Source organism: Polyangiaceae bacterium (genome assembly GCA_020633205.1).
Taxonomy (GTDB): Bacteria; Myxococcota_A; Polyangia; order Polyangiales; family Polyangiaceae; genus JAHBVY01.
The window spans coordinates 396,309-422,032 of sequence record JACKEB010000011.1; the positions used below are offsets into that span (position 1 = coordinate 396,309).

20 protein-coding genes are annotated in these 25,724 nt (G+C 65.9%); 11 read left to right on the forward strand and 9 right to left on the reverse strand.

Translation table 11 applies throughout. The features are described 5' to 3' along the window. Positions 1–195 precede the first annotated feature (195 nt). Both H6718_08370 and H6718_08375 read left to right on the forward strand, forming a co-directional pair. Positions 196–1,299 (forward strand): hypothetical protein, encoded by a 1,104-nt coding sequence (locus tag H6718_08370; GenBank protein ID MCB9585399.1) that lies wholly within the window; start codon positions 196–198, stop codon positions 1,297–1,299. Between the two features lie 150 nt (positions 1,300–1,449). Further along, positions 1,450–1,902, forward strand: a complete 453-nt coding sequence (locus H6718_08375; protein MCB9585400.1) for a hypothetical protein — start codon at positions 1,450–1,452, stop codon at positions 1,900–1,902. A 153-nt stretch (positions 1,903–2,055) separates the two neighbouring features. Here the strand turns inward: H6718_08375 and H6718_08380 are convergent, their stop codons facing one another. From H6718_08380 to H6718_08390, 3 genes are read right to left on the reverse strand one after another with little or no spacing between them, the layout of a single operon-like run. After that, positions 2,056–4,206: a DUF3488 domain-containing protein gene (locus H6718_08380; protein ID MCB9585401.1), complete on the reverse strand. Its 2,151-nt coding sequence runs from the start codon at positions 4,204–4,206 to the stop codon at positions 2,056–2,058. After that, positions 4,203–5,294: a DUF58 domain-containing protein gene (locus tag H6718_08385; protein MCB9585402.1), complete on the reverse strand. Its 1,092-nt coding sequence runs from the start codon at positions 5,292–5,294 to the stop codon at positions 4,203–4,205. Before H6718_08385 ends, H6718_08380 begins: the two co-directional genes overlap by 4 nt. A gap of 6 nt (positions 5,295–5,300) precedes the next feature. Further along, on the reverse strand, positions 5,301–6,266 hold the full coding sequence (locus tag H6718_08390) for a MoxR family ATPase (GenBank protein ID MCB9585403.1): 966 nt from the start codon (positions 6,264–6,266) through the stop codon (positions 5,301–5,303). Positions 6,267–6,607: 341 nt separating this feature from the next. On the opposite strand from H6718_08390, the gene H6718_08395 reads away from it, so the two are divergent. Next, entirely contained in the window at positions 6,608–7,279 is a 672-nt protein-coding gene (locus H6718_08395) for an ABC transporter ATP-binding protein (GenBank protein MCB9585404.1), read from the forward strand. Between the two features lie 68 nt (positions 7,280–7,347). Here the strand turns inward: H6718_08395 and H6718_08400 are convergent, their stop codons facing one another. Both H6718_08400 and H6718_08405 read right to left on the reverse strand, forming a co-directional pair. Beyond that, positions 7,348–8,007 (reverse strand): dethiobiotin synthase, encoded by a 660-nt coding sequence (locus H6718_08400; protein ID MCB9585405.1) that lies wholly within the window; start codon positions 8,005–8,007, stop codon positions 7,348–7,350. Further along, positions 7,968–9,095, reverse strand: a complete 1,128-nt coding sequence (locus tag H6718_08405) for an 8-amino-7-oxononanoate synthase (GenBank protein ID MCB9585406.1) — start codon at positions 9,093–9,095, stop codon at positions 7,968–7,970. Before H6718_08405 ends, H6718_08400 begins: the two co-directional genes overlap by 40 nt. Positions 9,096–10,598: 1,503 nt before the next feature. Between H6718_08405 and H6718_08410 the strand changes: the two genes are divergently transcribed. Next, the gene (locus tag H6718_08410; protein MCB9585407.1) at positions 10,599–11,198 is read left to right on the forward strand and encodes a TetR/AcrR family transcriptional regulator; all 600 of its coding nucleotides are present in this window, start codon (positions 10,599–10,601) and stop codon (positions 11,196–11,198) included. A gap of 172 nt (positions 11,199–11,370) precedes the next feature. Here the strand turns inward: H6718_08410 and zapA are convergent, their stop codons facing one another. Continuing rightward, positions 11,371–11,754, reverse strand: coding sequence for a cell division protein ZapA (zapA, locus tag H6718_08415; protein ID MCB9585408.1), 384 nt, complete (start codon positions 11,752–11,754; stop codon positions 11,371–11,373). A gap of 41 nt (positions 11,755–11,795) precedes the next feature. Here zapA and H6718_08420 point away from each other — a divergent pair, with 41 nt between their 5' ends. Then, positions 11,796–12,023, forward strand: coding sequence for a hypothetical protein (locus H6718_08420; GenBank protein MCB9585409.1), 228 nt, complete (start codon positions 11,796–11,798; stop codon positions 12,021–12,023). Positions 12,024–12,082: 59 nt separating this feature from the next. Here H6718_08420 and H6718_08425 read toward each other — a convergent pair whose 3' ends face one another. From H6718_08425 to aroB, 3 genes are all read right to left on the reverse strand, one after another. Continuing rightward, complete coding sequence (locus H6718_08425) at positions 12,083–12,724, reverse strand: hypothetical protein (protein ID MCB9585410.1); 642 nt, start codon at positions 12,722–12,724, stop codon at positions 12,083–12,085. A gap of 35 nt (positions 12,725–12,759) precedes the next feature. Next, positions 12,760–13,479, reverse strand: a complete 720-nt coding sequence (locus tag H6718_08430; GenBank protein ID MCB9585411.1) for a hypothetical protein — start codon at positions 13,477–13,479, stop codon at positions 12,760–12,762. An 88-nt stretch (positions 13,480–13,567) separates the two neighbouring features. Continuing rightward, a complete protein-coding gene (gene aroB / locus H6718_08435) occupies positions 13,568–15,157 on the reverse strand; it encodes a 3-dehydroquinate synthase (GenBank protein ID MCB9585412.1) in 1,590 nt (529 codons plus the stop codon). A 115-nt stretch (positions 15,158–15,272) separates the two neighbouring features. Here aroB and H6718_08440 point away from each other — a divergent pair, with 115 nt between their 5' ends. From H6718_08440 to H6718_08465, 6 genes are all read left to right on the forward strand, one after another. Beyond that, entirely contained in the window at positions 15,273–15,563 is a 291-nt protein-coding gene (locus tag H6718_08440; protein ID MCB9585413.1) for a DUF167 domain-containing protein, read from the forward strand. Positions 15,564–15,682: 119 nt separating this feature from the next. Next, positions 15,683–16,564 carry a diaminopimelate epimerase gene (dapF, locus tag H6718_08445; protein ID MCB9585414.1) on the forward strand — a complete coding sequence of 294 codons (882 nt, stop codon included), beginning with the start codon at positions 15,683–15,685 and terminating at the stop codon, positions 16,562–16,564. A 6-nt stretch (positions 16,565–16,570) separates the two neighbouring features. Next, entirely contained in the window at positions 16,571–18,298 is a 1,728-nt protein-coding gene (locus H6718_08450) for a response regulator (GenBank protein MCB9585415.1), read from the forward strand. A 4-nt stretch (positions 18,299–18,302) separates the two neighbouring features. Further along, positions 18,303–19,850, forward strand: coding sequence for a DUF4388 domain-containing protein (locus tag H6718_08455; GenBank protein MCB9585416.1), 1,548 nt, complete (start codon positions 18,303–18,305; stop codon positions 19,848–19,850). Positions 19,851–19,952: 102 nt separating this feature from the next. Next, positions 19,953–21,023: an isocitrate/isopropylmalate dehydrogenase family protein gene (locus tag H6718_08460; protein MCB9585417.1), complete on the forward strand. Its 1,071-nt coding sequence runs from the start codon at positions 19,953–19,955 to the stop codon at positions 21,021–21,023. A 118-nt stretch (positions 21,024–21,141) separates the two neighbouring features. Then, a complete protein-coding gene (locus H6718_08465; protein MCB9585418.1) occupies positions 21,142–25,686 on the forward strand; it encodes a response regulator in 4,545 nt (1,514 codons plus the stop codon). Positions 25,687–25,724: the final 38 nt, after the last annotated feature.

The following is a 25,724-nucleotide window of genomic DNA, read 5'->3' on the forward strand; positions in this document are numbered from 1 at the left end:
CGGCGGTCGCGCGCTTGGTGGAGCTTTGCGGCTTTGGTTGCTTGTTCTCCGCACGCGCGCGAACCCGGCGTCGCGCCCCCAGCACCTGTAGCGAGCGTTGCCCCCGCCGAGACTCAAGAGGCGGAACAACCAGCGGCGCCAGCGGACCCCTTTGCTGGAACGCTGCTCGAAGTGGCGGCTGCGCGGGGCCTTGCAGTGAAGGGACGAGTCATCGGGCGGCGTGTCACTCGCGACGAGATGCTCGACGAAGTGGACCGCGAGATCGCCAATGAGGTGCCGAAGCGGGCGCTCGATGGCACCCAGGAGATCCTGGTGGCGCTGAACATGGCGCCGACCGACTTCGACTACGGCGCGGCGATCCGGGGTGTGATGACAGCGAAGCTTGCAGGCTTCTATCAGCCCCGCACGAAGACCATGTTTCTGGCTCAAGACCTGCCCGTGATGGAGCAGATCATCACGCTGAATCATGAGCTGGTCCACGCGCTCCAGGACCAGCACTTCGATCTCGGCACCAAGCTCGACTATCGTGACGATGCTGGCGACGAGCAAGCCGCGCTCCACGCATTGGCCGAAGGAGACGCAACCAGCCTCATGGTCGACCTAATGGTACGACCGCAGGGCAAGACGGCACTGGATATCCCTGGGGATATTCTAGAGGGCGCGGAGGAACTACCGCCGGAGGCTGGCAAGGTGCCCGGGATCATCGTGCGGTCCATCGTGGCGCCCTACCGCGACGGACTCAGCTTTGTTCACCACCTGAGGAATCGCGGCGGCTGGCGGGCGGTGGATGCCGCGTGGAAACGGCAGCCGAAGAGCACCGAGCAGATTATCCATCCGGAAAAGTACGCGTCGGACGAGCCGCCTTTGCATGTGGAATTGCCCCGGCCGCCAGGGGCTGGCTGGGCGGACACGTACCACGACGTGATGGGCGAGCAGTCGGTTCGGGTGCTGCTGGAGGAGTGGCTGGATCACCCCACCAGCGTGCTGGCCGCCAGTGGCTGGGGTGGCGATCGCATCGCGGTGTACGCCAAGGGCGATGAGCGGGCGGTCGCCTGGCTGATGCGTTGGGACGATGAGCAACAGGCGAAGCGCTTGGAAGACGCACTGCGTAAGGGCTACCGATTGAAGGCGGGGTGCGGACGAGGGCAGCGCGGAGCGATCGCTCTCGAGCGCAAGGGCGCCTGGTTAGCACTAGCCGTCGGTCCCTACCCCGTCTCTGGGAAGGCCGCGCAAAACTGCGCGAAATCCCTGGGTTGGGCGCGCGAGGTGCTGAAGCACGCGGCGCTGGGTTCCGATTGACCCGGTAAAGTGCGACCCAGGTCATGCGCGCCCCAGGGGGTCGCCATGTCAATTCCATCACTTGGCCGGCACTTGCGTTGGCACGGATGGTGCTTATGTCTTTGCACCTGTAACGAGTCGCACCTCTGCGGCGTTGGTTGGAACAAAGACATGGCACCCCTCCCCCCCATCCCCAAAAGCGTCAGAAACGCCGCAACCGGCGTCTCCTGGCTCGCTTTGGTGGCCGCAACGAGCCTTGGGGTGGCCGAGGTGGAGCAAGTCAAAGCCCGGGTAAGTTCTGCCGAAGTGGCGGACGAAGTCGGGGCCCAGCGACTGATTGTCCAGACCTACGACGTTCGCGATCTGCGGCCCGGAACGGCCACGCCGGTTGCTGGAGCCCGTCCCATCGCGAGCATCCAACGCTCCGTAACTGCAGAGGACCTGCGGCGCGGCGTTGAGGTCAGCCTGGTCAGTCTGGGCGAGGTCGGCGAAGGTCAAATCCTGGTCGCCTGGGTGGAACGTGGCGAAGCGGACCTGGAGTACGACGGCATGCTGGCCAAGCCGTCCGCCTCGGCGCGCTTCAGCACCGTCGAAGGCGACCCCGTTCGGCTCGACCTCGCCTGAGCGTGCGTCAGCAACCGCACGCTGTGATCGTTTGGACACGCCTGCTGTGACAGCGTAGTCACGGGTGCGACGTCAGAGCACCATCAGTCGGCCAGTGGGCTGACCCTTTCTGAAACGGAAGGCCGTTTCAGATGTGAACGGTGTGAACACCGGTCAAGCGGCCGCGGCGGTGGGTGGCTCTTCCTTGAGGGCCCGTACACGAAGGTTGTAGTCCCGCGCGGTCTCGACATCGAGCTCTCGCCCACCGAAGCGGACCTCGAGATAGATCTCCGTCAAGGCGAGGACTTCGTCCGCCAGGGGATGCTTCAGTGCTTGCAGGTTCCTGGCGTGGCGCAGCGGCGGGACCGACGGGGGACGCGGAATGCCCCGCTTCAGCAAAGCGCCCTCAACCATCTCGTACAGGTTCATCGCGCGCTTGGTGGCAAGTAGCTTGTGGGTCGTTTCCGTGCGGGTGGATTTGCGCTGGCGACGCGAGCGCCGGAACCAGTAGACGCTGAGACCAAGCAGCAACGCTCCAGCGCCCAGTGCGCCCAGCCGCCTTGGGGAACCCATCGGCCCGCTAAGGAATGAAGATCGGCTGCGCACGCTCGAGTAGGTGCGACTGACCGAGTTCAAGAGCCCCACCTGCTGCTGCAGGTCGTAGCCCACGACATGGCGATTCCAGCGCTGAGCGGACGCCTCGACGAAGTCACGCACGAAGGCTAGCGCCCCATTCAGTTCGCTACGGGGAGCTGAGTTTCCTGGCGGGGTCGGATCGAAGCGAGTCCAGCCCTTCTTGGGTAGGTAGACCTCGACCCAGCTGTGGGCGTCGCCTTGGCGGACGGCGTAGAAGTGCCCGAAGCGGTTGTAGGTGCCGCCGATGAACCCGGTCACGTTGCGGCTCGGAACCGAGAGGGTCCGCAGCAGTACCGCCATCGCCGTCGAGTAGAACTCGCAGTGGCCGCGCTTCGACTCGAACAAGAAGTGGTCTAGGGGGTTCTCCTGAGAGCCCGACGGCGACGCGAGGTCGTAACTGTATTCGGTACGCAGCTTCGTCTCGATGATCTTGGCCTGCTTCGCCGGATCCGTCTCGCTTCCCACCCAGTCGCGCGCCAGCTGGGCCACCCGTCCAGGCAAGCTCGGAGGCAGCGCGAGATAGCGCTGACGTTCGGTGGCTTGGAGCTCACTCACCGGCGCGGGCACGCTGGTGGGCGTCCAGACCTCGTAGCGTACGCCTCGCTCGTCTCGCGTGCGGTACTTGAACTCGCCTTCGGGCCCGGAGAAGAGCAGCGGGCTACCTCCAACCGTCGTTTCCCCGCGGTTTGCGAGATGGATCGCAACGGCGTCGGGCGGCAGAAACACGACCGGCGGGTCGATCGGCTCCAGGTCGATCGTCATGTGGCGATCGCTCGGGTCCGGCGCGCGGCTGATCAGGTAGTTGCCGTCTTCGCGCGCCGCGGGCACTCGCAACACCTGGGTGCGCGACCACGAGCGGCCGTCGTACTTGTCGAAGGCGGTGCCGCGCAGATACAGCGCGAGGCGAGGCGGCGGGTTCTCCGGAAGCCCATCGTACTCGATACGCATGGCGATGGTCGGATCGCTGCGGAGCTTGCCAACCCCGCCAAGGTCGACGCGATCGCTGAAGCCGATCATGCGCTCTGCTCTGCCGTGATTCAGAAGCAACAGCGAAAGCCCCACGCGCGGGAACATCACGAAGATGATCGCGGTGAAGATGAAGATCGGTACCGACAGCAAGCAGGTGAAGAGCAGGAACTGTTTGCCGATCACGCGCCGGCTACGCAGGATGCGCGGCACGTCGACAGGGAGCCCGGTGCGGTCCCGCGCGCCTTGGCGGTAGTTTCCTTCCACCTCCCGCCGCAAGTGGCTCAGCACCAGCGCGCCTGGCGCGACGACCAAGAAGCCGAGGAAGCACAGGCCATAGGCGAGTCCAGTCCCCAGCACGGTGCCCGCGATCAGGTGGAGCAGCGCCAGGACAATCACCTGCTGGTCGTGAGCTGCACCCCGCCGCGTGGCGAGACGGACGATCTGCAACGCCGCCGCGAACTCGATGGCCAGCTGCAGCACGGGTGCGCCGAGGAACAGCCGGGCCGCCTGAGTCAGCAGGAGGAGGATTGGCGCCGCGACACCCAACTGCCGAATCGGAGTGCGGTCCTGCCAACGCTCGGGGATGAGCATCGAACCCAGCAGGCCCACCAGCATCACGATGCTGACACCGCGCCCAAGCTCACCGCTCGTGATGAGCGAGAGCAAGCCGAGGGCGGCTAGTGCATCGGTCATGATGCGATGGATCAGCCCGAACCTCACGCGGCCTCCTGCTCGCTACGGGATGGCTTGCTGGGAGCAGGGTCGTCTTCCTTCGGCTCCGCCGGCTTGGCCTCGAGGAGCGCCAAGAAGCGCAGGATGGGATCGGCGCCGATCGAGCCGTTGGCCCGAGCGCGCTCCCCGGTCGTAGTACGCACCGTCACGGCGTCCCCTCGCTTCAGGTGCGCCACGGCCCGCGAGGCCACGTCGCGGATGCGTCGCTCGAAGCGCTGCAGCCACTCATCGTCAGGTGTTTCCCCGAGGAAGGTAACGTCGAGAACTTGTTCAACGTTACGCTGGGTCTCCCGGGCGCGTTCTCGCAGCACCATCTGCCCCATGTTTGCGCTCTTGCGCCAGTAGATGTCTCGCGGGTCGTCCCCTTCCCGCATTGGGCGCACCGTCAAGATGTCATCTCCCGAGCCTCGCGCGACGGCGCCCACCGCACCGCCGCGCTGGCCGCTGGCTGCTGGCGGAAGCCGCACTGGGTCGACTGCGGGGTAGATGATCAGTTCCCCGTCTGCGGCCAGCTCTCGCGACTTCTCGAAGAGCCCGAACGGAAAGCGCGTTGCCACGCGGAAACCAATGTGGTGGTCGCGGCCACGTCGCGCGGGCGTGCGGCGGTAGGCGGCGACTTGCGCGGACCGCGGGCTGATCTTGAGGAAGAAGCAGCGTTTGTCTGCTGGCTGGCCTGCGCGCAGATCCTCGATCTCGATGGCGTAGCTCGGGATGCGCTTCTTGTGGTTGTAGACTTCGATCTCCACCAAGTGGGGCCGCCCAACTTGCGCGCGCGGCGGCAGGCGACGGACGACAGTCAGCGCTCGCAGGCTCAGTTCGCTCATCACGCCCGAGACGACGATGAGGCTGAGCAACATGCCGAGCAACAGGTAGAGCAAGTTGTTGCCGGTGTTGATGGCGGCAAACCCCACCCCGAAGGTGATGCCGATGAAGTACTTCCCTTCGCGGGTCAGCTTCAGGCGCCGGGGCGGCCTGAAGCGCGCGTACAGCCTGCGTAGCTTGCCTGCTTCGGGTGGAAGTGGGCGCCGCAGCGAGCGCTGCACTTTGGGATGGAGGGACAGCCGGCCGACTGCCACGTCACCTCACAGAGGCGTGGGCACGCGCGCGACGACATCGCGCACCGCAGCCTCGGCCTCTTCACGACTGGGAACGTAACCCTCTGCGTGGGCAGCCAGACGCACCCGGTGAGCGAGCACCGGCACCGCCAGTTCGTAGATATCGTCGGCGATGCAGTAGCGCCGTCCGTGGAGCAGCGCGCGGGCCCGAGCAGCGCGCGAGAGGTTCATGCCCGCCCGGGTGGACGCACCCAGGGCCAGCGTCGGAGTCGAGCGCGTCGAGGCAATCAGGGCCTGAAGGTAGGTAGCCAGCGAGTTGTCGACATCCACTCGCATCACGTGGCGCTGGAGCTCCACTAGGGACTGGGGGTCCAGCACCTGAGCGACGCGGTCGACGCGATCCCCGTCGGGGTTCAGCATCAGACGCGCTTCGACCTCCGGCGGAGGATAGCCGATGCGAATGCGCACCATGAAGCGGTCGAGCTGGCTCTCAGGTAGCGGGAAGGTGCCGGTGAAGTCCTGAGGATTCTGCGTGGCAATTACGAGGAAGGGATCTGGGAGCGGGATGGTTTGCCCATCCAGCGACACCTGGCCTTCGTTCATTGCCTCGAGCAGAGCGGACTGTGTGCGCGGGCTCGCGCGGTTGATCTCGTCGGCGAGCAGCAGGTTGCTGAAGATGGGCCCCTGCTTCAGCACGAAGTCCCCTTGATGCTGATTGAAGACAGAAACACCAAGCACATCGCTGGGCAGCAGATCGCTGGTGAACTGAACGCGGCTCATCTCCCCCCCGACCGCTCGGGCGATGGCGCGAGCCAGGGTCGTCTTTCCCACCCCGGGCACGTCTTCGATGAGCACATGACCGCGCGCCAAGAGCGCAACCAAGGCGAGCTCAACCGCGCGGGGCTTGCCCTCCAACGCGTGCTCCACCGCTCGCCGCAGATCGACGAGGCGCTCAAGGTATTGAGAGTCCGCTGCGACCGCGGAAGTGGTCATCGTGCGCATCGTAGCACGGGAGGGTCAGCCTGCTTGCATCTGTGATGGGCAAGTGGATGGGATGCCGGGTTTTTTTGCCGCATGCAGCTTGGGTGTGGGTTGGGTCGGTGGAGGTTCGTGCCGAGATCGGCCTCCAGTTGACGTTTGGTCGCGTCGAGGGGGTGGCTCGCTTTAGCCACTGAGTTGGGTCGGCGAGGTCGGTGTTCCACGATTCGACATGCGCACGCGTAGCGACTGGGGTGCGTGATTGGACCCAACGCAGCTTCAGCTTCTTGGTGGTCTTCGGGTTGGGAGCTTGTTTCTTCGCGCGGGTCGGGTTTCCGATGCCAAGATGCGCCCCAATGAGCCGTGTCGAGCGCGTCGAGGTCGAGGGCGTGACCCGGACATTTGGGACGACCCTCGCGCTCCGCGGAGTCAGTGCGAGTTTTCCCGCTGGGCAGGTCACGGTGCTCGAGGGTCCGAACGGCGCCGGGAAGTCGACGCTGCTTGGCATCCTCGGGACGTTGATTCAGCCCACCAGCGGGAAGGTGAAGTACCTACCTTTCGCGGATACGGCCAGTGTGCGTAGCCACCTGGGATGGCTAGCCCACGATTCGCACTGCTATCGAGAGCTGAGTGGGCGCGAGAACGTCGAGCTCGCAGCGGCGCTTCACGGATGCGGCAAGGCACGGGTCCAGCAAAGCCTCGAGCGCGTCGGTGCGCTGACTTTTTGCGATCGACCCGTCTCCACCCTCAGCCGCGGCCAGCGCCAACGGGTTGCACTGGCTCGAGCGTTGGTACACCAGCCGAGCCTACTGCTACTGGACGAGCCCTCCTCGGGGCTCGACGCGGGCAGCGTGAAGCGTCTGCTGGAGCTGGTGGACGAAGAGCGTCAGCGAGGGGCGGTGGTGGTGATGGTCAGTCACTCGCGGGGCATTGCCACCCGCATCGCTGACCGCATCGTGCGCTTGGAGAACGGCCGCGTCCACAGCGTGACCGAGGATGTGGTGGTCGAGGGCAGCCTCGAGGCGTAGCGGCGCCGCGGGCGTTTGTGTTGCCGCGCGGAAACGCGCGACCCATGCTTGGGTTTCGGCGGCGTTGGCTAGTGGCCAGCCCGAAAGGTCTCCTCCAGGTATCTCACCAGGGTCGGGGGTGAGGGAGCGCCGTGTGCGACTTCAAACACTGGCGCGGGCTGGAGCGCTCGCAGCTCTTCCGCGTTGCCGAGACGTTGTTCGCCGGCGGTGCCCTGGCTCAGTACGATGGCGTCTGCCGCTCTCGAGTGGGCAGCCAGTGCACGCTGGGTTGCCACCACATCGTGCAACACGCCAAGGCGGTCCGGGGCGACGAGCAGCACCCGACACTCGAACCCAGCTCGCAACGTTTCCGCGAGGTCAGCATTGAAGGTTTCCGTGGCGAGGGGGGAGAACGCGCCGCCCGCTGACTCCACCAAGGCGCGTTCCCGCCCCAGAGCGCGAGCTGTCGCAGCCACCCACTTCCTGACTTCGAGGAGGTCGATCGGGCGGGCCATTCGGCGCGCCTCGAGATGGGGCGAGACTGGCCGCTCGAAGGCGTAGAGCGGCGGCTGGTAGTCGTGGTTGGCGGCGCGGCTGAGGGCGGCGGCGTCTTCCGCCTGGTTGCCCGGCGTTACTCCCGTTTCCACCGGCTTCAGGGCACAGCACCCTGGCCACGCTTTTGCCAGGCCGCGACTGACGTAGGTCTTGCCTATCTCTGTTCCGGTGCCGAGGACGACCAGCGCTTCCATCCCGCGATCAGTAGCGTCGCCAAGTGGTCCAGTGCCAGGTCTTCCAGCTGAGGACGCAAGGTGATTCGCAACCGTGACGTGCCTTCAGGCACGGTTGGTGGGCGGATCGGCTGAACCAGGAAGCCCTGCGCGGTGAGGTCGATGGCCAGGTGTTGCGCCGCCTCAGTGCTTCCAAGGACTACCGGGACGATGGGGCCGACCAAGTAGTGTCGTGGGAACGGCAGCCCCGCCTCTCGAAGGCGACTGACCAGCGTCTGCGCCTTGCGGAGCAGGTCGCTACGTTCGCGGTCGCTGGCCTTCACCCGCTCGACCATTGGCAAGGTCTTCAGGGCGAGGAGGGGGCTAGTGGCCGTCGAGAACACCAGGCTACGGGCGCGATTCCAGAGGTAGGTTCTGAGTGTTTCGCTCCCAGCGACGAACGCGCCTGCGCTTCCAAGGGACTTTCCCAGGGTGCCAACCAATGCGTCTGGTTTCACTCCCGCCTCCGCACAGCGGCCAGCACCGACGGGCCCGTAGACTCCGAGCGCGTGGGCCTCGTCCACCAACCACCCGGCTCTGTGGTGCTCCGTCAGGGCCCGCAGGGTTCGGAGGTCGGGTCCATCCCCGTCCATCGAGTAGTAGCTCTCCGTGACGACCCAACGTCGTCGGCCCTGTTCTGCCTCGAGGGCGCGTTCGAGGTGTTCTAGCGAGTTGTGTTCGAGCACCACGACGCGGGCCCGGCTCAACCTGCAGCCGTCGATCAGGCTGGCGTGGTTGAGGGCGTCGCTGAAGATCACGTCTCCGGGCCCGGCGAGCGCCTGGATTAGGCCCACGTTGGCGGCGTAGCCTGACGAGAACAGAAGAGCCGCGGGGAGGGCGACCCAGTCGGCGAGGGCTCGCTCTAGGTCGAGGTGCTCCGTGGAAGTACCGTGAATCAGTCTCGACGCGCCGGCTCCGAGGGATGTTTCACGTGAAACATCTCGGGCGTAGCCCAGGTAGTCGTTGGTGGAGCAGTCCAGAAGCCCAGCCGCGGAGGGCACCGCGGGAACACGCAACAGGCCCGCTCGTTCGAGCGCCGCCAACTCATCGTCCAAGAACTCGAGAGCCACCGCCGCTTTCTAGTCGCCAAGGGAGACCACCACCAGTGCTCCCATCGCGGCCGGCTCGAGCAGGCCAAGAGGCAACTCCACACGCCGCCGTGAGCGAGAAGTACCGTCGTCGGGTTTCGCCCCAGCATGGAAGCAGGCGAGAAGTCTGAGCCTGCTAACCGACCCGAGCGCCACGAACCCTCTCGCCGTGCGGCGTCCACACGCAACTGCAACGACCTGGAAAGCGGATCCTGCGCCAGCACCCCCCAAAGCCTTTCCCCGTTCAACGCAATCGCTGGCGACGCCAGGCGACGGGAACTGCAGGAACGAGAACATGCCCGGTAGTCGCGCGAGAGCAAAAGGCAGCCCGCCTCCGCCCCGTCACGCCAACACAAGGGCGAACCCGCCTGCGAGGAGCGGGAAGGACCGAAAGCGAACAGAGCGAACAGGCCGAGCTGGCACGAGGCGAGGATCGAAGAGCAGCCGCAACAACGGTACACACGCCCCGGAAGAGAGAGTCTCAGCCCTAGGCGCACCGCTCGACCCGCGCGCTGAAACCAGCAGAGCCGAGACCCACGCTCAACGCTGCCGTTCCCCGCAGAACCCGCCCACTGGCCTCGCACTACGGCGTGCAACGGTACGTTGGGCGGACTCGGTCGATGTGGCGTGCTCGAACGCGATGCCCGGAAAGCAGAGCCGGAAAGCACAGCCGGAAAGCAGCCGGAAAGCACAGCCGGAAAGCAGAGCCGGAAAGCAGAGCCGGAAAGCAGAGCCGGAAAGCAGAGCCGGAAAGCAGAGCCGGAAAGCAGAGCCGGAAAGCAGAGCCGGAAAGCAGAGCCGGAAAGCAGAGCCGGAAAGCAGAGCCGGAAAGCAGAGCCGGAAAGCAGAGCCGGAAAGCAAAGCCGGAAAGCACAGCCGGAGGGCGAACTCGGCTGAGCTGGGCGAGCCGAGCGACGGCCTCGACCTTGGAAAATCCCCCTCGGGGCCAACGAGTCGCCGATCACCGGTCCGTGAGGGCTCCCAAGGGGCGGATCAGGGGCGCGTCAGCGCCGGTCGGCATGATCGTGGAACGTGAAACAGCACGGAGCCGAGGGCTCGAAGTCGCCAAAATCAACCCCCGCCGACCTCCTGGCGGCTTCAAGCCGACTCAGCCACCCCGAACCACCCCAATCCGGCCGCTAAAAACGCAGACACGTACTATTGAAACGCCAATGACTTCGAGTGTTTACCGTACCTAGACTCGGCCCCAAACCCAGGAAAACATCATCGTCTTACTGAAAATGCACACCAGAATGACGCAACGCGATACGAGATCCGTGAGGCTCATCCGCGTCGACTTCCTCGGGCGTACGACCGAGCCTCAACGACTTTTCAGGCGCCAATTTGCGCTCCCGGGGCCGCAAAAGCCGTCACCTGTGGCCGACCGGGGAGTCCCGAGCGTTGCGTCGAAACGCGCTTGAGTGGTCAGAAGTCGAGTAATAAAATATCCACGTTCAGATGGCCGCTCCGTCACTCAAATCTCGTGTGGAAATAGCACCCGCTCGTGGCCGCTACGACCGCACGCTGGATGAGGACACGCGGGACGCTGCCCAGCGCGCCAGGGTCCTCCAGGCCACGGCGGAGCAGCTGGCCGCGCGTGGGCGCAGCGACACAACCGTGGAGCACATTATTATCCACGCGGGAATCAGTCGCGCCACGTTCTACCAACACTACGAGGATCTCGCCCACGCCGTTGCGGACGTGGTGCAGCTCCTGCAGGAGCGGGTCGTCGCGCCGTGCCGCGCTGCCCTCGCAGGCGAACCGACTCCCCGCGGGCAGCTCCAGGCGATGGCGACCGCCTACTTGATTGAGGTGGAGAGCCATCCCCACCTGGTGCTCGCTGGGGCGCTGGTGCCGGATGTCCTTCAGGCCCAGTCGATGCAGTGTGTGCTGCTCCAACCGGTCGTGCAGGACTGGCTGGATGGTGCTCGTCGCGCAGGCTTGGCCGCCCCTGGGGCGAACGTCACGGTACGCTGGCTGGCCGCGCTGTTTGAGGCTGCGGGGGTCGAGCTGGTGCTGCACGGGGGTGCGCTGGGCGATATGGCGGAACGGCTCGCTCGAGGCTGCACCGCGCTCGTTCGCTAAGCTCGCGTCTCGGGGCTGCGCGCGTCGAACCGCGCTTGTTCGCTAGGCTCGCGTCCCGCGCGCGCATTCTACTGAACGGCGTTCGAGCCAGCCCACCCGGCGCTCAGCCAAACGCAGCGTCTAGGTAGCCCCGCCTAGCGTCGGGGCAGCAATCTAGGCCACGGCGAGCGAATCAGTCGTCGCGGCCGATGTCGGCGGCCCGATCGGCGCCCTTACGCCGCACCTCAACCAGCGCCGGCTCCTCGCTCGCATCAACCGAACTGGGCGCGGTCTCCAGCGTGCCGAGGGCGGAGTCGACTCGAGACAGCACGCTCTTCAGAACCTCGCGCGAGCGCCGCTCCACCTGTTGACGCTTCGCCCGCTCCTCTTCGAGCTCGTGGGCCAGCGCCATCGCGGCGAGCAGCAGACCCTGGGGCGAGTTGAGGTGAGGACCGGCGTGCTCCCGGAGCTTGCTGTCAACCAGCGCAGCCAGGCGGAGCAAGGTCTCGTCACCAGCGGACGCGAGGACGCGATACTTCTGCCCCCCCACCTGCAGCTCGACGGGGATCCGCTCCACCCGCTGATCCATGCGCCTGACGGTAGCACCCGCTGCCGATCATGGAAATCGCTGTTATCGATGTGGTGGCGCTTTGGGGCAGTGCCGTTCGCTTGCAGGTGCACACGTTCAGTCAACGTGCGCGACGGCTAGCAAACTCGCTGGTTTCCTGGGCAAAGCCGCGCGCTGGGCCACCTGGGGCGCGCCGCACGAACGCCAAGCACATGCGGCAACGTGTGGAGAAGCTGTGCGTCGAGGGTGGACAGCTTGTGAGCGCCGTCGATGCTTGACCACGCCCCCGCGGTCGGGTGCCAACGTCCGACGCGCCCCGTCCGTCGGCTCGGAGCGACTACTTGTCCGGCGCGCCGGCGATCCAGTTGTAGAGAACGACCGCGGGCAACCAGAGCACCGAGCTGTCGAGCTGGGCCGCGATGATCAACGTGAGTTCCTTGGAGTCCCCCACGCCGTAGCGCGCGCCTAGGGAAACTCCACCGGTCATCACATATGCCGAGTGGAAATTATAGCTGCGGGAGCCGATGAACAAGTCGCCCGCCAGACCTGGCTCCCAGCCGTCGCTGAAGCGGCGGGCATAGCCACCCAGTGACAGTACGGCGGGCACGTAGGGATGCACCGGTATGTGGAGGCTGCCGCCTCCGCCAAGTCGCAGATCGTCGAAACCAGCTGTGCCGACGTCGAGGTAGGGGCCAATGCCAAAGTCGGAGTTGCGGTCGCGCCCAAGGATCACGTCGCCGTGGAGCGCGTTGTACCAACAAGTGCTTTGCCACAGCTCATCCCGTGTGCCTTCGCCGCACAGGCCTGTGATGATGGAGACGTTTCCTTGGGGATCGGCGTACGCGGGCGTGGAGTAGAGCACGCTGGCCAAGAGGAGTCCCTCACCCCCAAACCTTGCTGCTGCTCTGAGGGCAGATGCAACAACGCCACCCCGGCGCTTGGCGGAGGTGGCGTTGAAAGTCGAACGGGGGGCGGGCATGGGAGCCCGTTATACCAGCGTCCGCTGCTGACTGTTCAATTGCCGCGCATCGAAGCTGCGAGTGCTGCGTCGCAGAAGTTGGGATCCAGCGGGTTGGCGCAGGCCCCGCAGTCCACGGGTTGGTCGTTGCCAATGGAGCATGGGATGGGAAGGTTTGGGTCTTCTGGCGGGCAAGTGAAGAGACAGCCTTCGCACACGGTGATCGGGTAAGTCAGCTTCGCGCTGGTGATCTCGGAGCCGCCGAGGGTGTCGCCGAAGACACGCACCTCGACCACCACTCCCGTGGTGCCTCCGCCAGCGACCTGACCAGCGAGGGTTGAACCGGTGGCGCCGTCAATCAGGGTGACCGAGGCGACGCCGTAAGCAGCGTCCCCGTTGGGGGCCTGGTTCGCGAAGCCTGTCGCGGCGACCGTATACTCGTTGATCAGCTGCTGCTGCGGCGTGAAGATCTGGACTTCAGCGCCGCGGATCGCGATGCGTGATGTCTCGGTTTTGGTTTCTTCGCGCGAGCCGCGCTGGGTGACTTGGTTACCCACCAAGAGCGTGCCGGTGTACGTGTTGGTGAACGCCACATCCATCACGCCTCCCAGGTAGATGGCGGTGCCTTCGTCCGGCGTCACCAGGCACTCTCCATCGGGGATAGCTACCCCAACGATGAACAGCTGACTCTCATTGTCGGCACAGCCGCTGGTAGCAGCAGCTGCACATAAGCCAAAGGTAATGAGGGCGAAGAGCTTCTTGAGTGAACGGCGCATGAATAGACCTCGACGCGAGTACACTTGAAAGCTTACCGGTGGCCTTCGCTGCGCGCCAAACAATCGGGCGCTTCAGTAAGCGCGATGCCTACAGCGTTTGTGCGTGGGAGTGCAGCGCATCGAGTGCAAGGTGTTCAGTGAACACATCACCTACATCCCGCGCGAACACGAAGCGCACCTGATCTCCCGCGCGCTTCTTGTCGTGACCTAGCAGGCTGCTCGCTGCCGGAAGCTGGTGCGCTTTGAGATCGACGGGTAAGCCGAGCTGCTTCAATAGGTGCTCGATCCGCGTGCTGAGTTCGCTTGGCGTGTGACCTAAGCGCGTACCCAAACGCAGCGCGGCGACCAACCCAAGGCTGATTGCTTCGCCGTGAGTGAGCCGACCATAGCCAGCGAAGGCCTCCATCGCGTGTCCCAGGGTGTGCCCCAGGTTGAGGTGTGCGCGCTCGCCGCGTTCACGCGGATCGCGACTGACGACGCCTGCCTTCACCGCGACGCAGCGCTGCAACATTTCCACAAGCAATTGCGGGTCACGCGCCAGGATCGCTCGCTGCTCCCGCTCGACCAAGCTCAGGAGCTCCGCATCCCCAATCAGCGCCGTCTTGATCACCTCGGAGAGCGCGCTGACATAGCCACGCTCCGGCTCGGTGGAGAGCAGCTCGACGTCGCAGACCACCCCGCTTGGCTGCCAGAAAGCACCCACGCAGTTCTTCGCCGGGCCGAAATCCACGGCTGTCTTGCCGCCAACCGAGGCGTCCACCATGGCAAGCAACGTGCTCGGGGCGCCGAGCCAACGCACGCCGCGCATATAGGTAGCAGCGGCAAAGCCCGTGATGTCCGTCACCACGCCGCCGCCGAGACCGAGAAACACGCTCTTGCGGTCGGCGCCGACGTCCAGCGCCGCCTGATAGATCGGAGCCAGTGCGTCGAGCGACTTGTGCTCCTCCCCAGGCTCTAGGAGCACGGTCGTGTGCTTGCTCCCGAATCCATCCAGCAAACGTTGCCGTGAGGAACCGTGTGCGCGGTCGACGTTGGTGTCGCTCACACACACCACGCGGGTGGGGGTGAGGGAAGCCATGCGCTCGCCGAGGCGCGCCGTCAGGTCGCCATGAGTCACCTCGACCGTGTAGCTGTCCGCGCCAGCGGCCACCGCAATTGGGTTGCGCTGCCAGAACTCGAGCAGCCGGGACGCGAGCGCCTCGGGTTGTTTCCCTGCGGTTGCTAGCTGCAGATGCGCTTCGGCATAGCTTGCTCGCCGCGCGTCCATCAGTTCCAGGATGCGGCTTCGGGGATCCGGAGCATCGAGCAGCGGTCGGCTGGTGTCCCCGCTCAGCCGCCGCAACAGCTCATCCACGTCCGCCTGCAGGCACACCACCACGCCGCGTTCCAGGGCCAGGAGCCGTTGCTCGCGCTTGAGCAAAGCGCCGCCTCCGAGTGCGACGACTTGCGCCCTTCTGGCGGACAATACATCTCGCAGCGCCTGCGCCTCGAGCGAGCGAAAGCCCGCCTCTCCGTCGTCTGCGAAAATTTCGCGGACGGACTTCAGCGCTCGGCGCTCGATCTCCGTGTCGAGGTCGCAGAAGTCCACACCGGCTGAGTCCGCCAGCAGGCGGCCGACGGTGCTCTTGCCTGTGCCCATGAAGCCAGTGAGCAGCAACGGACGAGAAGGGACGGTCATCGGGTGGCAACCTGAGCGACTGCGGTGCGCTCGTCAACGAATGTGCGAGAAGCTGGCGCCAGCTGCCGAGTGACTATTGAGCAGCCGGCCCGGTTTGCCGCACGCTCTGGCTGTGATGGAACTCGAGCTGACCCCCGTCGCTGACGGCCTGCGGTTTTTGGTGTTTGCCAAGCCCCGCGCCAGTCGGAGCCGCGTGCTTGGGGTGAAGCAGGGCGCGCTCGAGGTGGCGATCGCGGCTCCGCCGGTGGATGGGGCGGCGAACACCGAGCTCTTGAAGACCCTCGCGAAGTCGCTGGGCGTGAGCAAGAGCTCGGTGGTGCTGGTCGCGGGCGAGACGTCGAAGCACAAGCGCGTCGTGGTCCAAGGCTTGAGCGCGGACGAGCTTCGTCGCCGCCTCATGGGCTAACGACAGGCCTCGTGTGGGCAGTCTGCCGACACGCTCTTCGATAAGAACTCGTGAAGTCGGCACACTCGCTGGGTAGTTCTGCCGGTGTTGAACCTTTGCTGTAGACTTACGTTCCCCCAATGGCTGAGTTGGCTTTCACCAAGTACGAGGGCTTGGGCAATGACTTCCTCGTGGTCGATGTGGAGTCTGCCGATGCGTTGGGCCCAGCCGAGGCTCAGCTGCTGTGCGACCGTCACCGCGGCGTAGGCGGCGATGGCGTGCTGCTCGTCGCTCCCGCTTCCAGCCCGGGGGCCAGCGCTCGCATGGTGGTGCTGAACGCCGACGGGTCCCGACCCGAGATGTGCGGCAATGGCATCCGCTGTGTGGCGCTGCACTTGGCGCGACGAGACGCGGTGCGCGAGGGTACTATCCGCGTGGATACCGACGCTGGGCTGTTGGCTTGCTCGGTCACCACGGACGATTTCCTCGGGGCAACGGTTGGCGTTGACATGGGGCGCGGTGTCGCTGTGGGGCGATACCTCGGTGAGTTCCGCGGGGAGAAGGTTGAGTTCGCCCAAGTTTCCATGGGCAACCCCCACGCGATCGTCTTCGGGCGTAGGTACTCGCTGGCTGACATCGACGCTTTCGGTGCGCAGGTGAATGCGGCGGTTCCCGGTGGGACGAACGTCGAGTTCGCGCAGCTGCTCGGCGCCCAGAGTATCGATCTCGTGGTGTTCGAGCGCGGGGTTGGGCGAACCATGGCGTGCGGCACCGGAGCATGCGCAACCGCCGTCGCCGCTGCGCTCGCTGGTCAGAGCCCGTACGACGCGCCCATCGAGGTGCGCCTTCCCGGCGGACCCTTGGAGATCCAAGTGACCAGGGCGGACCTCGCGGTGCACATGCGAGGGCCAGCGCGATTGGTGTTCTCGGGTACCGTCTCCGAGGGCTTTCTGTCGCGGGCTGTAGGCCAGCCGTCGCCTTTGGGTTCTTCGCTTTTGGGTTCTTCGCAGGGGGAGCGCTGAGGCGCTGTGAACGCCGAACCAACTAGCGAACTATTCGTCCTGGCGCTGGTGGCCGACGGCGATCAGGCGCGGCTCGTCGCCCGGGTGTTCGCTGAGGCCGGGGACGTGTGCGTCGTCGCCACGGACCTGGCGGAGGGGTTGGCCCGCAGCGCCTCGGAAGTGCCCGACGTGGTCTTCGTGGATGTCGCGATGGGCGAGGGCGGCGGTGTGGCGATCGTTCACCACCTACGCGCCGTCGCTCCTGGGGCCAGCGTGCTCGCCTTGGCAGACGAAGCCCACGTGAGCCTGGCGACTCAGGCCATGGCGCTCGGCGCCACTGGCATGCTGGTGACACCGGTGAGTGGCGACGAGCTGTTGACCGCCGTCGGTCCGGTGCGGTCGCGCATCGCCGAGCGCATCGAGCGCCAACGCCTGGAAGAGGCCGCGATGGTGTCGCGCCGCGGACTGTCGATGGCTGCGCGGGTCGCCGAGATCGCCATGCACACGGACCGCAGCCGCGCCGCGGGCGAGCTCGCACAAATCTTCACGGACGCGACCCAAGCGGACACCGTGCTGGTCTACCTCCCGGCAGGCGAACGCACCCGGCAGCTGATGTGCGTTCACTCCCTGGGTGACATCGGTGATGCGCCGAGTTTCTGTGAGGAAATGGATCTCCTGAACTACTCGCGCAATCACGACTGGGAGGTGGTGCCCCTCGCGATCAGCAAGGAACGCAGTGGCTTGGTGGTGTTAGGCTCGCCACGGCGCGGTGGCGGCTGCGAAGAGTTGATCCAGCTCATCGCAGCCCAAGCGGCGACGACCTTCGCGTTGATTGGAGAGCGCGAGCACTCTCACCGCGGGGCGATGAAGGATCCATCCTCCAGCGCCTACACATTCGCCTACTTCGTGGACGTCGCGGGGCGAGAGATCGACAAGGCTCGGCGCCACGGGCGTCGCTTCGCCTTGGCGACGATCGCAGTCAACGCGGAGGACACCGGCGCTGGCCCGCCGAGCGTCGCCAGCGTCGAACGCATCTTGGGCGCAGTGCGTGACACCGACGTGCTGGCCCGAGTAGACGAGCGCGAGTTCTATCTGCTGCTTCCCGAGACCGGCGGCATTGGTGCGCACATTTGCCGGCGCCGAGTACAACGCGGTGCGGAGCCAGACGGCCGCCGCGGGAACGGCAGTGGTCTCGAGCTGACCATGGGGATGGCAACCTATCCCCACGACGGAACCGACCTTTCACGGTTGTTGCGGGTTGCCAAGCACCGCGCGGAAGCAAGCCTCGCGTCGGTCGTTCGGCGCTTGGGCCTCGACCGCATGCCTCTGGGTGAAGTGCTCGACACGCTGTTGTGGCACGTGCCTGAGGGCGACTCCGTAGAACAGCCGCGCAGCTTCGAGCTGCCACAGATGGATATGCTGGGCGTCGCCGTCTCGGCGGTCAGCGAAGCCATGCGCAGCGACCGCGCACGGGTCGTCGCCACTCACCGCGGTGGCGTGAGCCTCGGTATGGCTGTGAAGGCGCACCTGAGGGAGCGCGAGGGCGCGGAGCTGATCACCGTGGACTTGGGCGCACAGCCTGAGCTGATGGATATCGAGGCGCTGGCCTTGGTCGCCGAACACGGCTGCTACGTCTTGCTGGGGCGCAGCGAGCGAGGTGGCCTGATGCGCGCAGTCCACGCTGCGGATCCGTTGCTGGTCGACCTGGTCGTTCAACGCCTCGGCGAGGCCGTTGGCTTGAGGCTCCTGGAGTAACCCGATGTCACGCTCGGTCTTGCTAGTCGACTCGGATCTCGACGCGCTCGGTGAGCTAGCGAGCGTGCTTCGCGCCCGCGGCTTGAGCGTTGCGGTTGCGGATGAACCTGAGCGGGCGCTGGAGCGCGCGGAGCGGAACCGCCCTGACGCGATCCTGATCGCCGAGGAGGTCGCGCTGAGCAGTGACTTCCAGGCGCGCCTCGCGGCCGACCGCAGCCTGCGCGACATCCCACGCTTCATCTTGGTGCCGCGACCCATCTCGGAGACGCCGAGTGCCGTCGGGGCTTCGTCCCAAGTCATACCGCACGGAATAGGACCGAGCTCCAGCCCTCCCAGCGATCCGATCTCGAATCCGCCGGTTAGCAGTCCGCTCAGCAGTCGCCAGCCGACGAGTTCCCAGCATCACTCGAGTGAGCCCCCGGGGCAGGATGCGCAGCGCCCACGTGTCGAGCTCAATCGCGCCGATGTCGACCAGATCGCTCAGCGCGTGATGGCGGTGCCGAAGGCAGCGGTACGCGGGGTGCGCGCCGAGAGCGGTGACTTCCGCGGGGATTTGCACCAGGTCGGCGTCGTGGATCTGCTGCAGTTGCTCGGCATGAATCGGCGCACCGGCGCCTTGAGCGTCACCACCAGCAGCGGCGTCGGGGAGGTGCGGCTGGAAGACGGCGAGGTCGTGGACGCGGTGTATCGTCGGCTCGAGGGTGAGAAGGCGCTGTATCGCTTGCTTGGCGAGCGAGAGGGCACCTTCTCCTTTGCCGGCGGCTATGCCTCGGCGCTTCGCCGCGTGGAAACGCCAACGCACTCGCTGTTGATGGAGGGCATGCGCCGTGTGGACGAGGTGGCGGCGCTCAAGACTCGGCTGCCCGTGTCTGACGCACTGTTGTTGGTGTGCCCCGTGTCCAGCGACGCGCCACAGGTGGATCGCCTGGTGGGGGATCTGTTGATCGCCCCGCGTACTGTCGACGAGCTCACGGACGAGCTGCCCCAGGGCGATCTGGAGATCTTGACCGCCATCGAGGGCATGTTGGCCTCGGGGATCGTGCGGCTCATCCCGAAGGGCGCCGTGCGTGCGGTACTCACGGAGCCGGAGCAAATGAGCGTGCTCAGCGCGATGGTCGCGCGGCTCGTTCGGCCCGGCTTTGGTGGCAACCCGCGACTGATCTTCGCGGGGCCCCCGGAGCGCCTCGGTGGCCTGGGCCACGCAACGCGGCGCATCGCGGACGCCATTCCTCCTACGGAATCGACTCCCACCGCACCAGTGCCCCATGTGATCGCGTCGATTCGCTTGGGGGAGAGCGTCGATCTGGACATCGTAGCCCTCCCGGAGCTCGAGGCTTACGCACCGCTCTGGCCCCTCTGCCTCGCAGGAGCGGCCGCTGTCGTGCGCCTGGATGACCGGGAGTCACCGTTCCTCGAGGCCGCCTGTTCAGTGGCCGAGGTTCCACTGCTGGAGGCGGTCGCCTTGCTGGGGGAAATCGACGAAGCCGACCCGATTCAGGCTGCCGCATTGATCCGCATGAGCGTGGAGCAGGTCGCCGGGCACGCTCCCTGAAGCGTCGACTTCTCGCTGTTCAGGGGTTTGGGGAGAGGTCCGCCGCAGCCGCCGCATACTGCATATTGCTCCGGGCAGAGCGCACTCGTATGCAGAGCTGGTATGAGCTCCAAGACCATTGCGCTGATTGGTGGTGACGGCATCGGCCCCGAGGTGACCCGCGAGGCGCGGCTGCTCCTCGAGTGGTACATCAAGGAGCGCGGCCTGCCGCTTCAACTGTGGGACCTCGACCTGGGAGCCGATCGCTACCTGAAGGACGGCACGACTTTCCCGGAGGAAATAAAGAACAAGATCCGCGACAACTGCGCGGCGGTGTTTCTCGGTGCCCTGGGCGATCCGCGAGTGCCTGATATGGCCCATGCGCGAGACATCTTGTTCGGCCTGCGTTTCGGCTTCGACTTGTACGCCAACATCCGTCCCGTGCGTGCGTTGTCGGACGACTTGGTGCCTCTCAAGGGCAAGAAGAAGGAAGACGTGGACATGGTGGTGTTCCGGGAGAACACCGAAGGCGTGTACGTCGGCGTCGGCGGGCAGATGCGCCGCAATACTCCTCACGAAGTCGCGATCAACGAGGACATCAACACGCGCTATGGCGTGGAGCGCATCATCGTCGCGGCCTTCGAGTACGCGAAGCAGCACGGCCGCAAGAAGGTCCACATGGCCGACAAATCGAACGCCATGCGCCACGCGCACGAGCTCTGGCTGCGCGTGTTCGACGAAGTGGGCAAGCGCTATCCAGACATCGAGCGCGCACACGTCTATGTCGACGCGCTGTGCTTGTACCTGGTTCAGGACCCCAGTCAGTTCGAGGTGATCGTCACCAACAACCTGTTCGGGGACATCGTTACGGACCTGGGTGCTGGCCTCCAGGGCGGCCTTGGGATGGCGTGCTCCGCCAACGTACATCCAGCAGATCCCAATCGCGTCGGCCTGTTCGAGCCGGTTCACGGTTCCGCGCCGCCCCTCGCCGGAAAGAACATCGCGAACCCCTTTGCCGCGCTGCTCACCGTCGGTGCGTTGCTCAGCTATCTGGGCTGGCCGGATGAAGAGCGCCGCATCGAAGGGGCGATCACCGCGGCTCTGGCGGAAAAGCAGGTCACCCGAGACCTGGGCGGCAGCTTGAGCACCACGGACGCCGCGGCTTGGGTCCGCCAGCGAGTGGCTGAAGGCTGATTCTGCGGGGATTTGCCCCGCACCGACCCGAAAAGCGGCCCTGTCACTCAGCGACGCGTTTAGCGAAACGTTCGCAGGAAACGTGCCCGGTCGAAGCGTGGCATGATAACGGCCGACCATGGTCGAGGGTCCGGGAGCCGAAGAGAAGCCTGAGGCGGTCGCCGCCGCGCGTACCGAGTTCGTACAGAGCCTGGGGCGGAGGCTGGAGTTTATCCGTAACCTGCTGGAATCACTGAACAAAGCGCCGGACGCCAGCGAGCGTCAGGCGTCGGCTCAGCGAAGACTCCACGCATTGAAGGCAGCGGCACAGGTGCTCGCCTTCGACGGCTTGGCCGAAGCGCTGAGCGAAGTCGAAGCCGAAGTTTCCGGACCGCTGAGCTCCGAGCGCGCCACCCAACTGGTGCGGCGGCTGGAGCTGATGCCAAGCCTGGTGTTGAGCCCCGGAGGCTCGGGACAATTCCGTGCGGTAAAGCCGGCGGCCAACGCCGGACGCGCGTATCCGATGCACGCGCTGGTGTTTGGTACGCCACCGCTCGCCGACTCGCTGAAGAGCGAACTGGCATTCGCCACTGGGCATGCCCTGGAGGTCGAGCGCACCGAGAGCCTGATGCGCGCACGCGGCCTCGCCTTCGAGAACGCGCCGGACGTGATCCTCGTGGACTACGACCGCCCCAGCGCTCAGGAGCTGATCGAGACGCTGCTTGGCGACGGAGCTCTCGAGGTTGCTCCGATTGTCGTGGTTGGCTCCTTCGATTCGCCGGAGGCGGCCTCTGGGCTCGCCAAGCTCGGGGTCAACCGGGTGCTACCAAAGCCCGTCAGCCCCAGCACGCTACGCGCGACGGTGCTGGATGTGTTTGGGCGCTCGGCGAGCAAACCCGAGGCGCTGCGCGGCTTCGGTGAACTGACGGTAGAAAAGCTCGCGACCCGCGTAGCGAGTGAACTCGAAGAAGGACTCAAGGGGACGGTGGACCCCGCCACCGTCGAGCGACTGGTCAACCTGGGCGACGGCTCCGAGGTGCTGGCTGCGGTGTGGGGCGCGATTGCGCGTATCCGCGAGGTAGTTACGGTTCGCTCCGGCGGCAACGTACGCTTCGACCCCCGTGGGCCGGAGGGTGCGATCCATGTCGCCCCCTGGGTCACCGGAGAGCGCCGCGCTGGTGAGCGCGCTGCCGGTGGTCGTGTCGGGGATGACGTCACGCTGGATGGCCGGCTCATCTTGGTGGCTGACGATGACCCGGCAGTGACTTGGTTCATCAGCGGTCTCTTGCGCAGCGCTGGAGCGCAGGTGATGGAGGCCCACGATGGGCGGCGTGCGCTCGAGCTAGCGCAGCGGCACTGGCCTGACGCAATCGTCAGCGACATCCTGATGCCCGAGCTCGACGGCTTCAAGCTTTGCCGCGCGGTAAAGGGCGACATCGCGGTGCGCGATGTCCCGGTGATCTTGCTGTCCTGGAAAGAGGACATGCTGCAGCGAGTGCGCGAACTGGGAGCTGGCGCAGACGGTTACCTGAAGAAGGAAGCCGACGGCTCGCTGGTGGTTCAGCGCTTGCGTGAGGTGCTGCGTCCCCGCAGCCGTATCGAGGCGCGTCTAGCGACGGGCGGTGAGGTGAAAGGGCGCCTCGGCGACATCACGCCGCGGCTCATCCTTCAGCTGGCCTGCAAGCGCCTGCCCAACTGCGTGCTGACGGTGCGCGATGCGGCCTACCTATACGAGATTGAGATCCGCCGGGGTAAGCCGGTCGCTGCAACGCGCACTTCCGAAGAGGGCAGCCACGTGCGGGGCAAGCAAGTCATCTCGGCGCTGCTTGGCGTGAGCGCTGGTCGCTTCGCGGTGAAGCCGAGCGATGCCGAGGTTCAGCGCGATTTCGAGCATGACTTGTTTGGCGTGCTCGAGGAGCCGATCCGACTTGCTCGCGGCGCCCGTGCGGCGCTGGGTGAGGGGCGCTTGTTCGAGGTCAGTCAAGTGGCGCTCGATCCCGCGGTGCTCGACGCGTACATGCGCGCAACTCCCGATGCGGCGCGTGACGTCGCGCGGCGGGTGGCGCAAGGCGTTCCCGTGCGGCAACTCGTCAAGGAGGGCGTGGAGGTTGGCCTGGTCGAGGCTGTGCTGCTCGACCTCGCCCAGCACGGCGGGGTGCGCGCCATCGTTACCCAAAGCTCGGAAGACTTGCTGCCGCGTGCGGCTGAGTTGATGAGCGAAGTGACCGCGACGGGCGAGCCGCCTCCGGTGATGGAGAGCCTCGAGCCGCCGCAGTTCACGCTGCGCTTCGAGCAGTCATCGGTGCCGCCCGAGGTGGATGAAGCCCCAGCGATCGAGGAGGCCTTCTCTCAGCCGCCGTCTTCCGACGACGAGTCCGACTTCTCGGGGCTGCTGGAGGCTGATGAGCAAGCGGAGCCGGCCCTGAGCGCTCAAGACGAGGAGGAGATCGAGAGTGTCCTCGATCACCTGAGTGAGCATCCGCCAGCGGAGGATCAGGGGGAGAGGGACGAGTCAGCGCTTGGCGATGCGAGCTCGGCAGAGGAAGACATCGCCAAGCTGCCGGTGCGCAAGATCGAGTTCAAGCGCAGCTCGACGCTGCTGAGCGTCACCGAAGCCGCGCGTCAGGCCATCGCAGATTCCGAACTCGATATCGAGCCCGAGCCGTCCCCTGCGATGGCCGAGGCAGCTGGAGAAAGCGCCTCCAAGGTGCCGCCCGCGTCGGAGAACGTCGACGACGCTTGGAGCGAGAAGGCGCCGGAGGCGGTCGCTAGCGAAGCTCCCAGCGCAGCCGAGCTGGAGCCGAGCGTCGCGCCTGAAGCGCAGAGCGCTGCGGCTGAGGCCGAGAGCAAGGCGCCTGAGGCGGACGTCGGCGCGCTGGAGTCAGCCTCCGACGCCGACCCTGCTCTCGAGGCGAGCGCCGCACCTGAGGCCGTCGTCCAGGCGGAGAGCGTCGTACCTGACGCGAGCGAGGCACCCGAAGTGAGCGCTGCGCCGGAGGCGAGTGAGCCCACCGACGCAAGCGTGGAACCGGACGTTGAAAGCGTCGCACCCCCGGCGATGAGCATGGAACCGGCCGACGCCGATGCGTCCGCCGCGCCCCCGGCAGAGGGGATGTCCGAAGAGCCACCAGTTGTGCAGTCGCCGACGGCGACGGCGCCGCCTGCTGCGCCGCGTCCAACCCTGGACTTGGGCGGCAAAGACGGAACCGCACCGCTGGGTACCGTCGGCCCTGTTTCCGCGAAGAAAGCGAACTCCGAGCGCGCGGAGCCTTCCGCGAGTGACGTTGAAGCGGCCCAGGGACAAACGGCCCCGCTCCCGCCAACGAAGGAAATCGAAGCGCCAGTCAAGAGCTTGCGTAGCGAACTGGTGAGCGGTCTCGAGCGGAGACCCTCCGTCGAGAGCAAATCGCCTGCCGTCAAGACGGTGGTGATGCCCAAGCCAGGCGAGAAGCTCGAGCACACTGCTCCTCTCCCCCCAACCAAGGAAGTGGAGTTCAAGGCCAAGGCGCCAGTCGAGGAGATCAGCGAAGCGCCCGCGACGGTGATCAGCGAGGCGCCCAAGGCAGCCCCGCCGAAGGCGGAGAGCGTGGATCCCGCGGTCAGTGCTAGTGCCGCCGAAGCCGAAGTCAGCGCACCCAGTGAGTCCCGCGCGTCCGCCGCGGCTGAGAGCCCGACGTCGCAGGTGCTGGAGCAGAGTTCTGACTCCGTGCCCGTCGCGCGCGCCAAGGCCAAGGTCGACACTCAGATGGGTCTCGGCCCAGGACCCGGCCCCCAGGCAGCGCGCAAGGAAGAGAAGCCGGAGGTGAAAATCTCCGAAAGCCTCAAGAGTATCGCTGAAGCCGCACGGAAAGATGCTGCCGCGCGGAACGATGAGTCTGTGCGGAAAAATGAACCCGTGCGGAAAGAGACGCCCGAGTCGGAGGCTGAGCCTAAGGCTGGAACTGAGGGCGAGAAGGCTGCGGGGCCCAGTATCGGGCTCAAGGCGCTCGACGCGAAGCGCGATGCTGCGAAATCCGAAGAACGTGACGAAGGGGATCGCGAGTCGGCCTCACGGCTTCCCGGTACCAAGTCGATCCGCTTCGACGAGCCGCGGGTACGGAAGATTGACAAAGGTCCGATGCCTCGTCTGGAGGACGAGACGCCCGCGGCACTGGCGGCCAACGGAGTCTACAAGTCCGGTGGTCCGAAGTGGCTGCGAGGCGCTGGAACAATTGGCGCGGCCGCTGCGGCTGGACTAGTCGCATACTTTGGCGTGCGCATGCTCATGGGGCCCGCGGCAGCGGACACAAACCTCGAGGAAACGCCTGCGGCCGCCGCAGAGGCGCCCATGGAGGAGAGCAGCGCCGAGACGCCAGAGGCACCCGCAGAGTCCGCGCCGGAGGCCACCAAGAAGAAGCATGAGGCGAAGGTCGGTGGCAACGTCAAGCTGACGTTTGGCGATGCGCCCGACGACATCACCCTCGACGCCGACAAGGGCTTGCTGGAACTCAACACCGGCGCCCGCCACTCAATCTACGTAGACGAGCAGTTCGTCGGCCGGGGACCCCGGAGACGAGTTCCGCTCGGAACCGGAAAGCACGACGTGCGCCTCAAGCTCAACGGCGAAGAGCTGAAGCAAGAGGTTCAGATTGAAGCGCGGCGTACCACCTTGTTCGAGGTTCAAGGCGCTGAGGACGAGGACTGATCGGCGAAAAGCCGACGTTTCTGCGGCCCAGAGTCACG

Excerpts from the sequence above, each read along its gene's own strand:
- dapF (MCB9585414.1), top strand. The coding sequence starts at position 15,683 with ATGGCTGAGTTGGCTTTCACCAAGTACGAGGGCTTGGGCAATGACTTC.
- H6718_08440 (MCB9585413.1), top strand. The coding sequence starts at position 15,273 with ATGGAACTCGAGCTGACCCCCGTCGCTGACGGCCTGCGGTTTTTGGTG.
- H6718_08390 (MCB9585403.1), bottom strand. The coding sequence starts at position 6,266 with ATGACCACTTCCGCGGTCGCAGCGGACTCTCAATACCTTGAGCGCCTC.
- H6718_08420 (MCB9585409.1), top strand. The coding sequence starts at position 11,796 with ATGGAAATCGCTGTTATCGATGTGGTGGCGCTTTGGGGCAGTGCCGTT.
- H6718_08455 (MCB9585416.1), top strand. The coding sequence starts at position 18,303 with ATGTCACGCTCGGTCTTGCTAGTCGACTCGGATCTCGACGCGCTCGGT.
- H6718_08430 (MCB9585411.1), bottom strand. The coding sequence starts at position 13,479 with ATGCGCCGTTCACTCAAGAAGCTCTTCGCCCTCATTACCTTTGGCTTA.
- H6718_08375 (MCB9585400.1), top strand. The coding sequence starts at position 1,450 with ATGGCACCCCTCCCCCCCATCCCCAAAAGCGTCAGAAACGCCGCAACC.
- H6718_08465 (MCB9585418.1), top strand. The coding sequence starts at position 21,142 with ATGGTCGAGGGTCCGGGAGCCGAAGAGAAGCCTGAGGCGGTCGCCGCC.
- H6718_08400 (MCB9585405.1), bottom strand. The coding sequence starts at position 8,007 with ATGGAAGCGCTGGTCGTCCTCGGCACCGGAACAGAGATAGGCAAGACC.
- H6718_08425 (MCB9585410.1), bottom strand. The coding sequence starts at position 12,724 with ATGCCCGCCCCCCGTTCGACTTTCAACGCCACCTCCGCCAAGCGCCGG.
- aroB (MCB9585412.1), bottom strand. The coding sequence starts at position 15,157 with ATGACCGTCCCTTCTCGTCCGTTGCTGCTCACTGGCTTCATGGGCACA.
- H6718_08460 (MCB9585417.1), top strand. The coding sequence starts at position 19,953 with ATGAGCTCCAAGACCATTGCGCTGATTGGTGGTGACGGCATCGGCCCC.
- H6718_08395 (MCB9585404.1), top strand. The coding sequence starts at position 6,608 with ATGAGCCGTGTCGAGCGCGTCGAGGTCGAGGGCGTGACCCGGACATTT.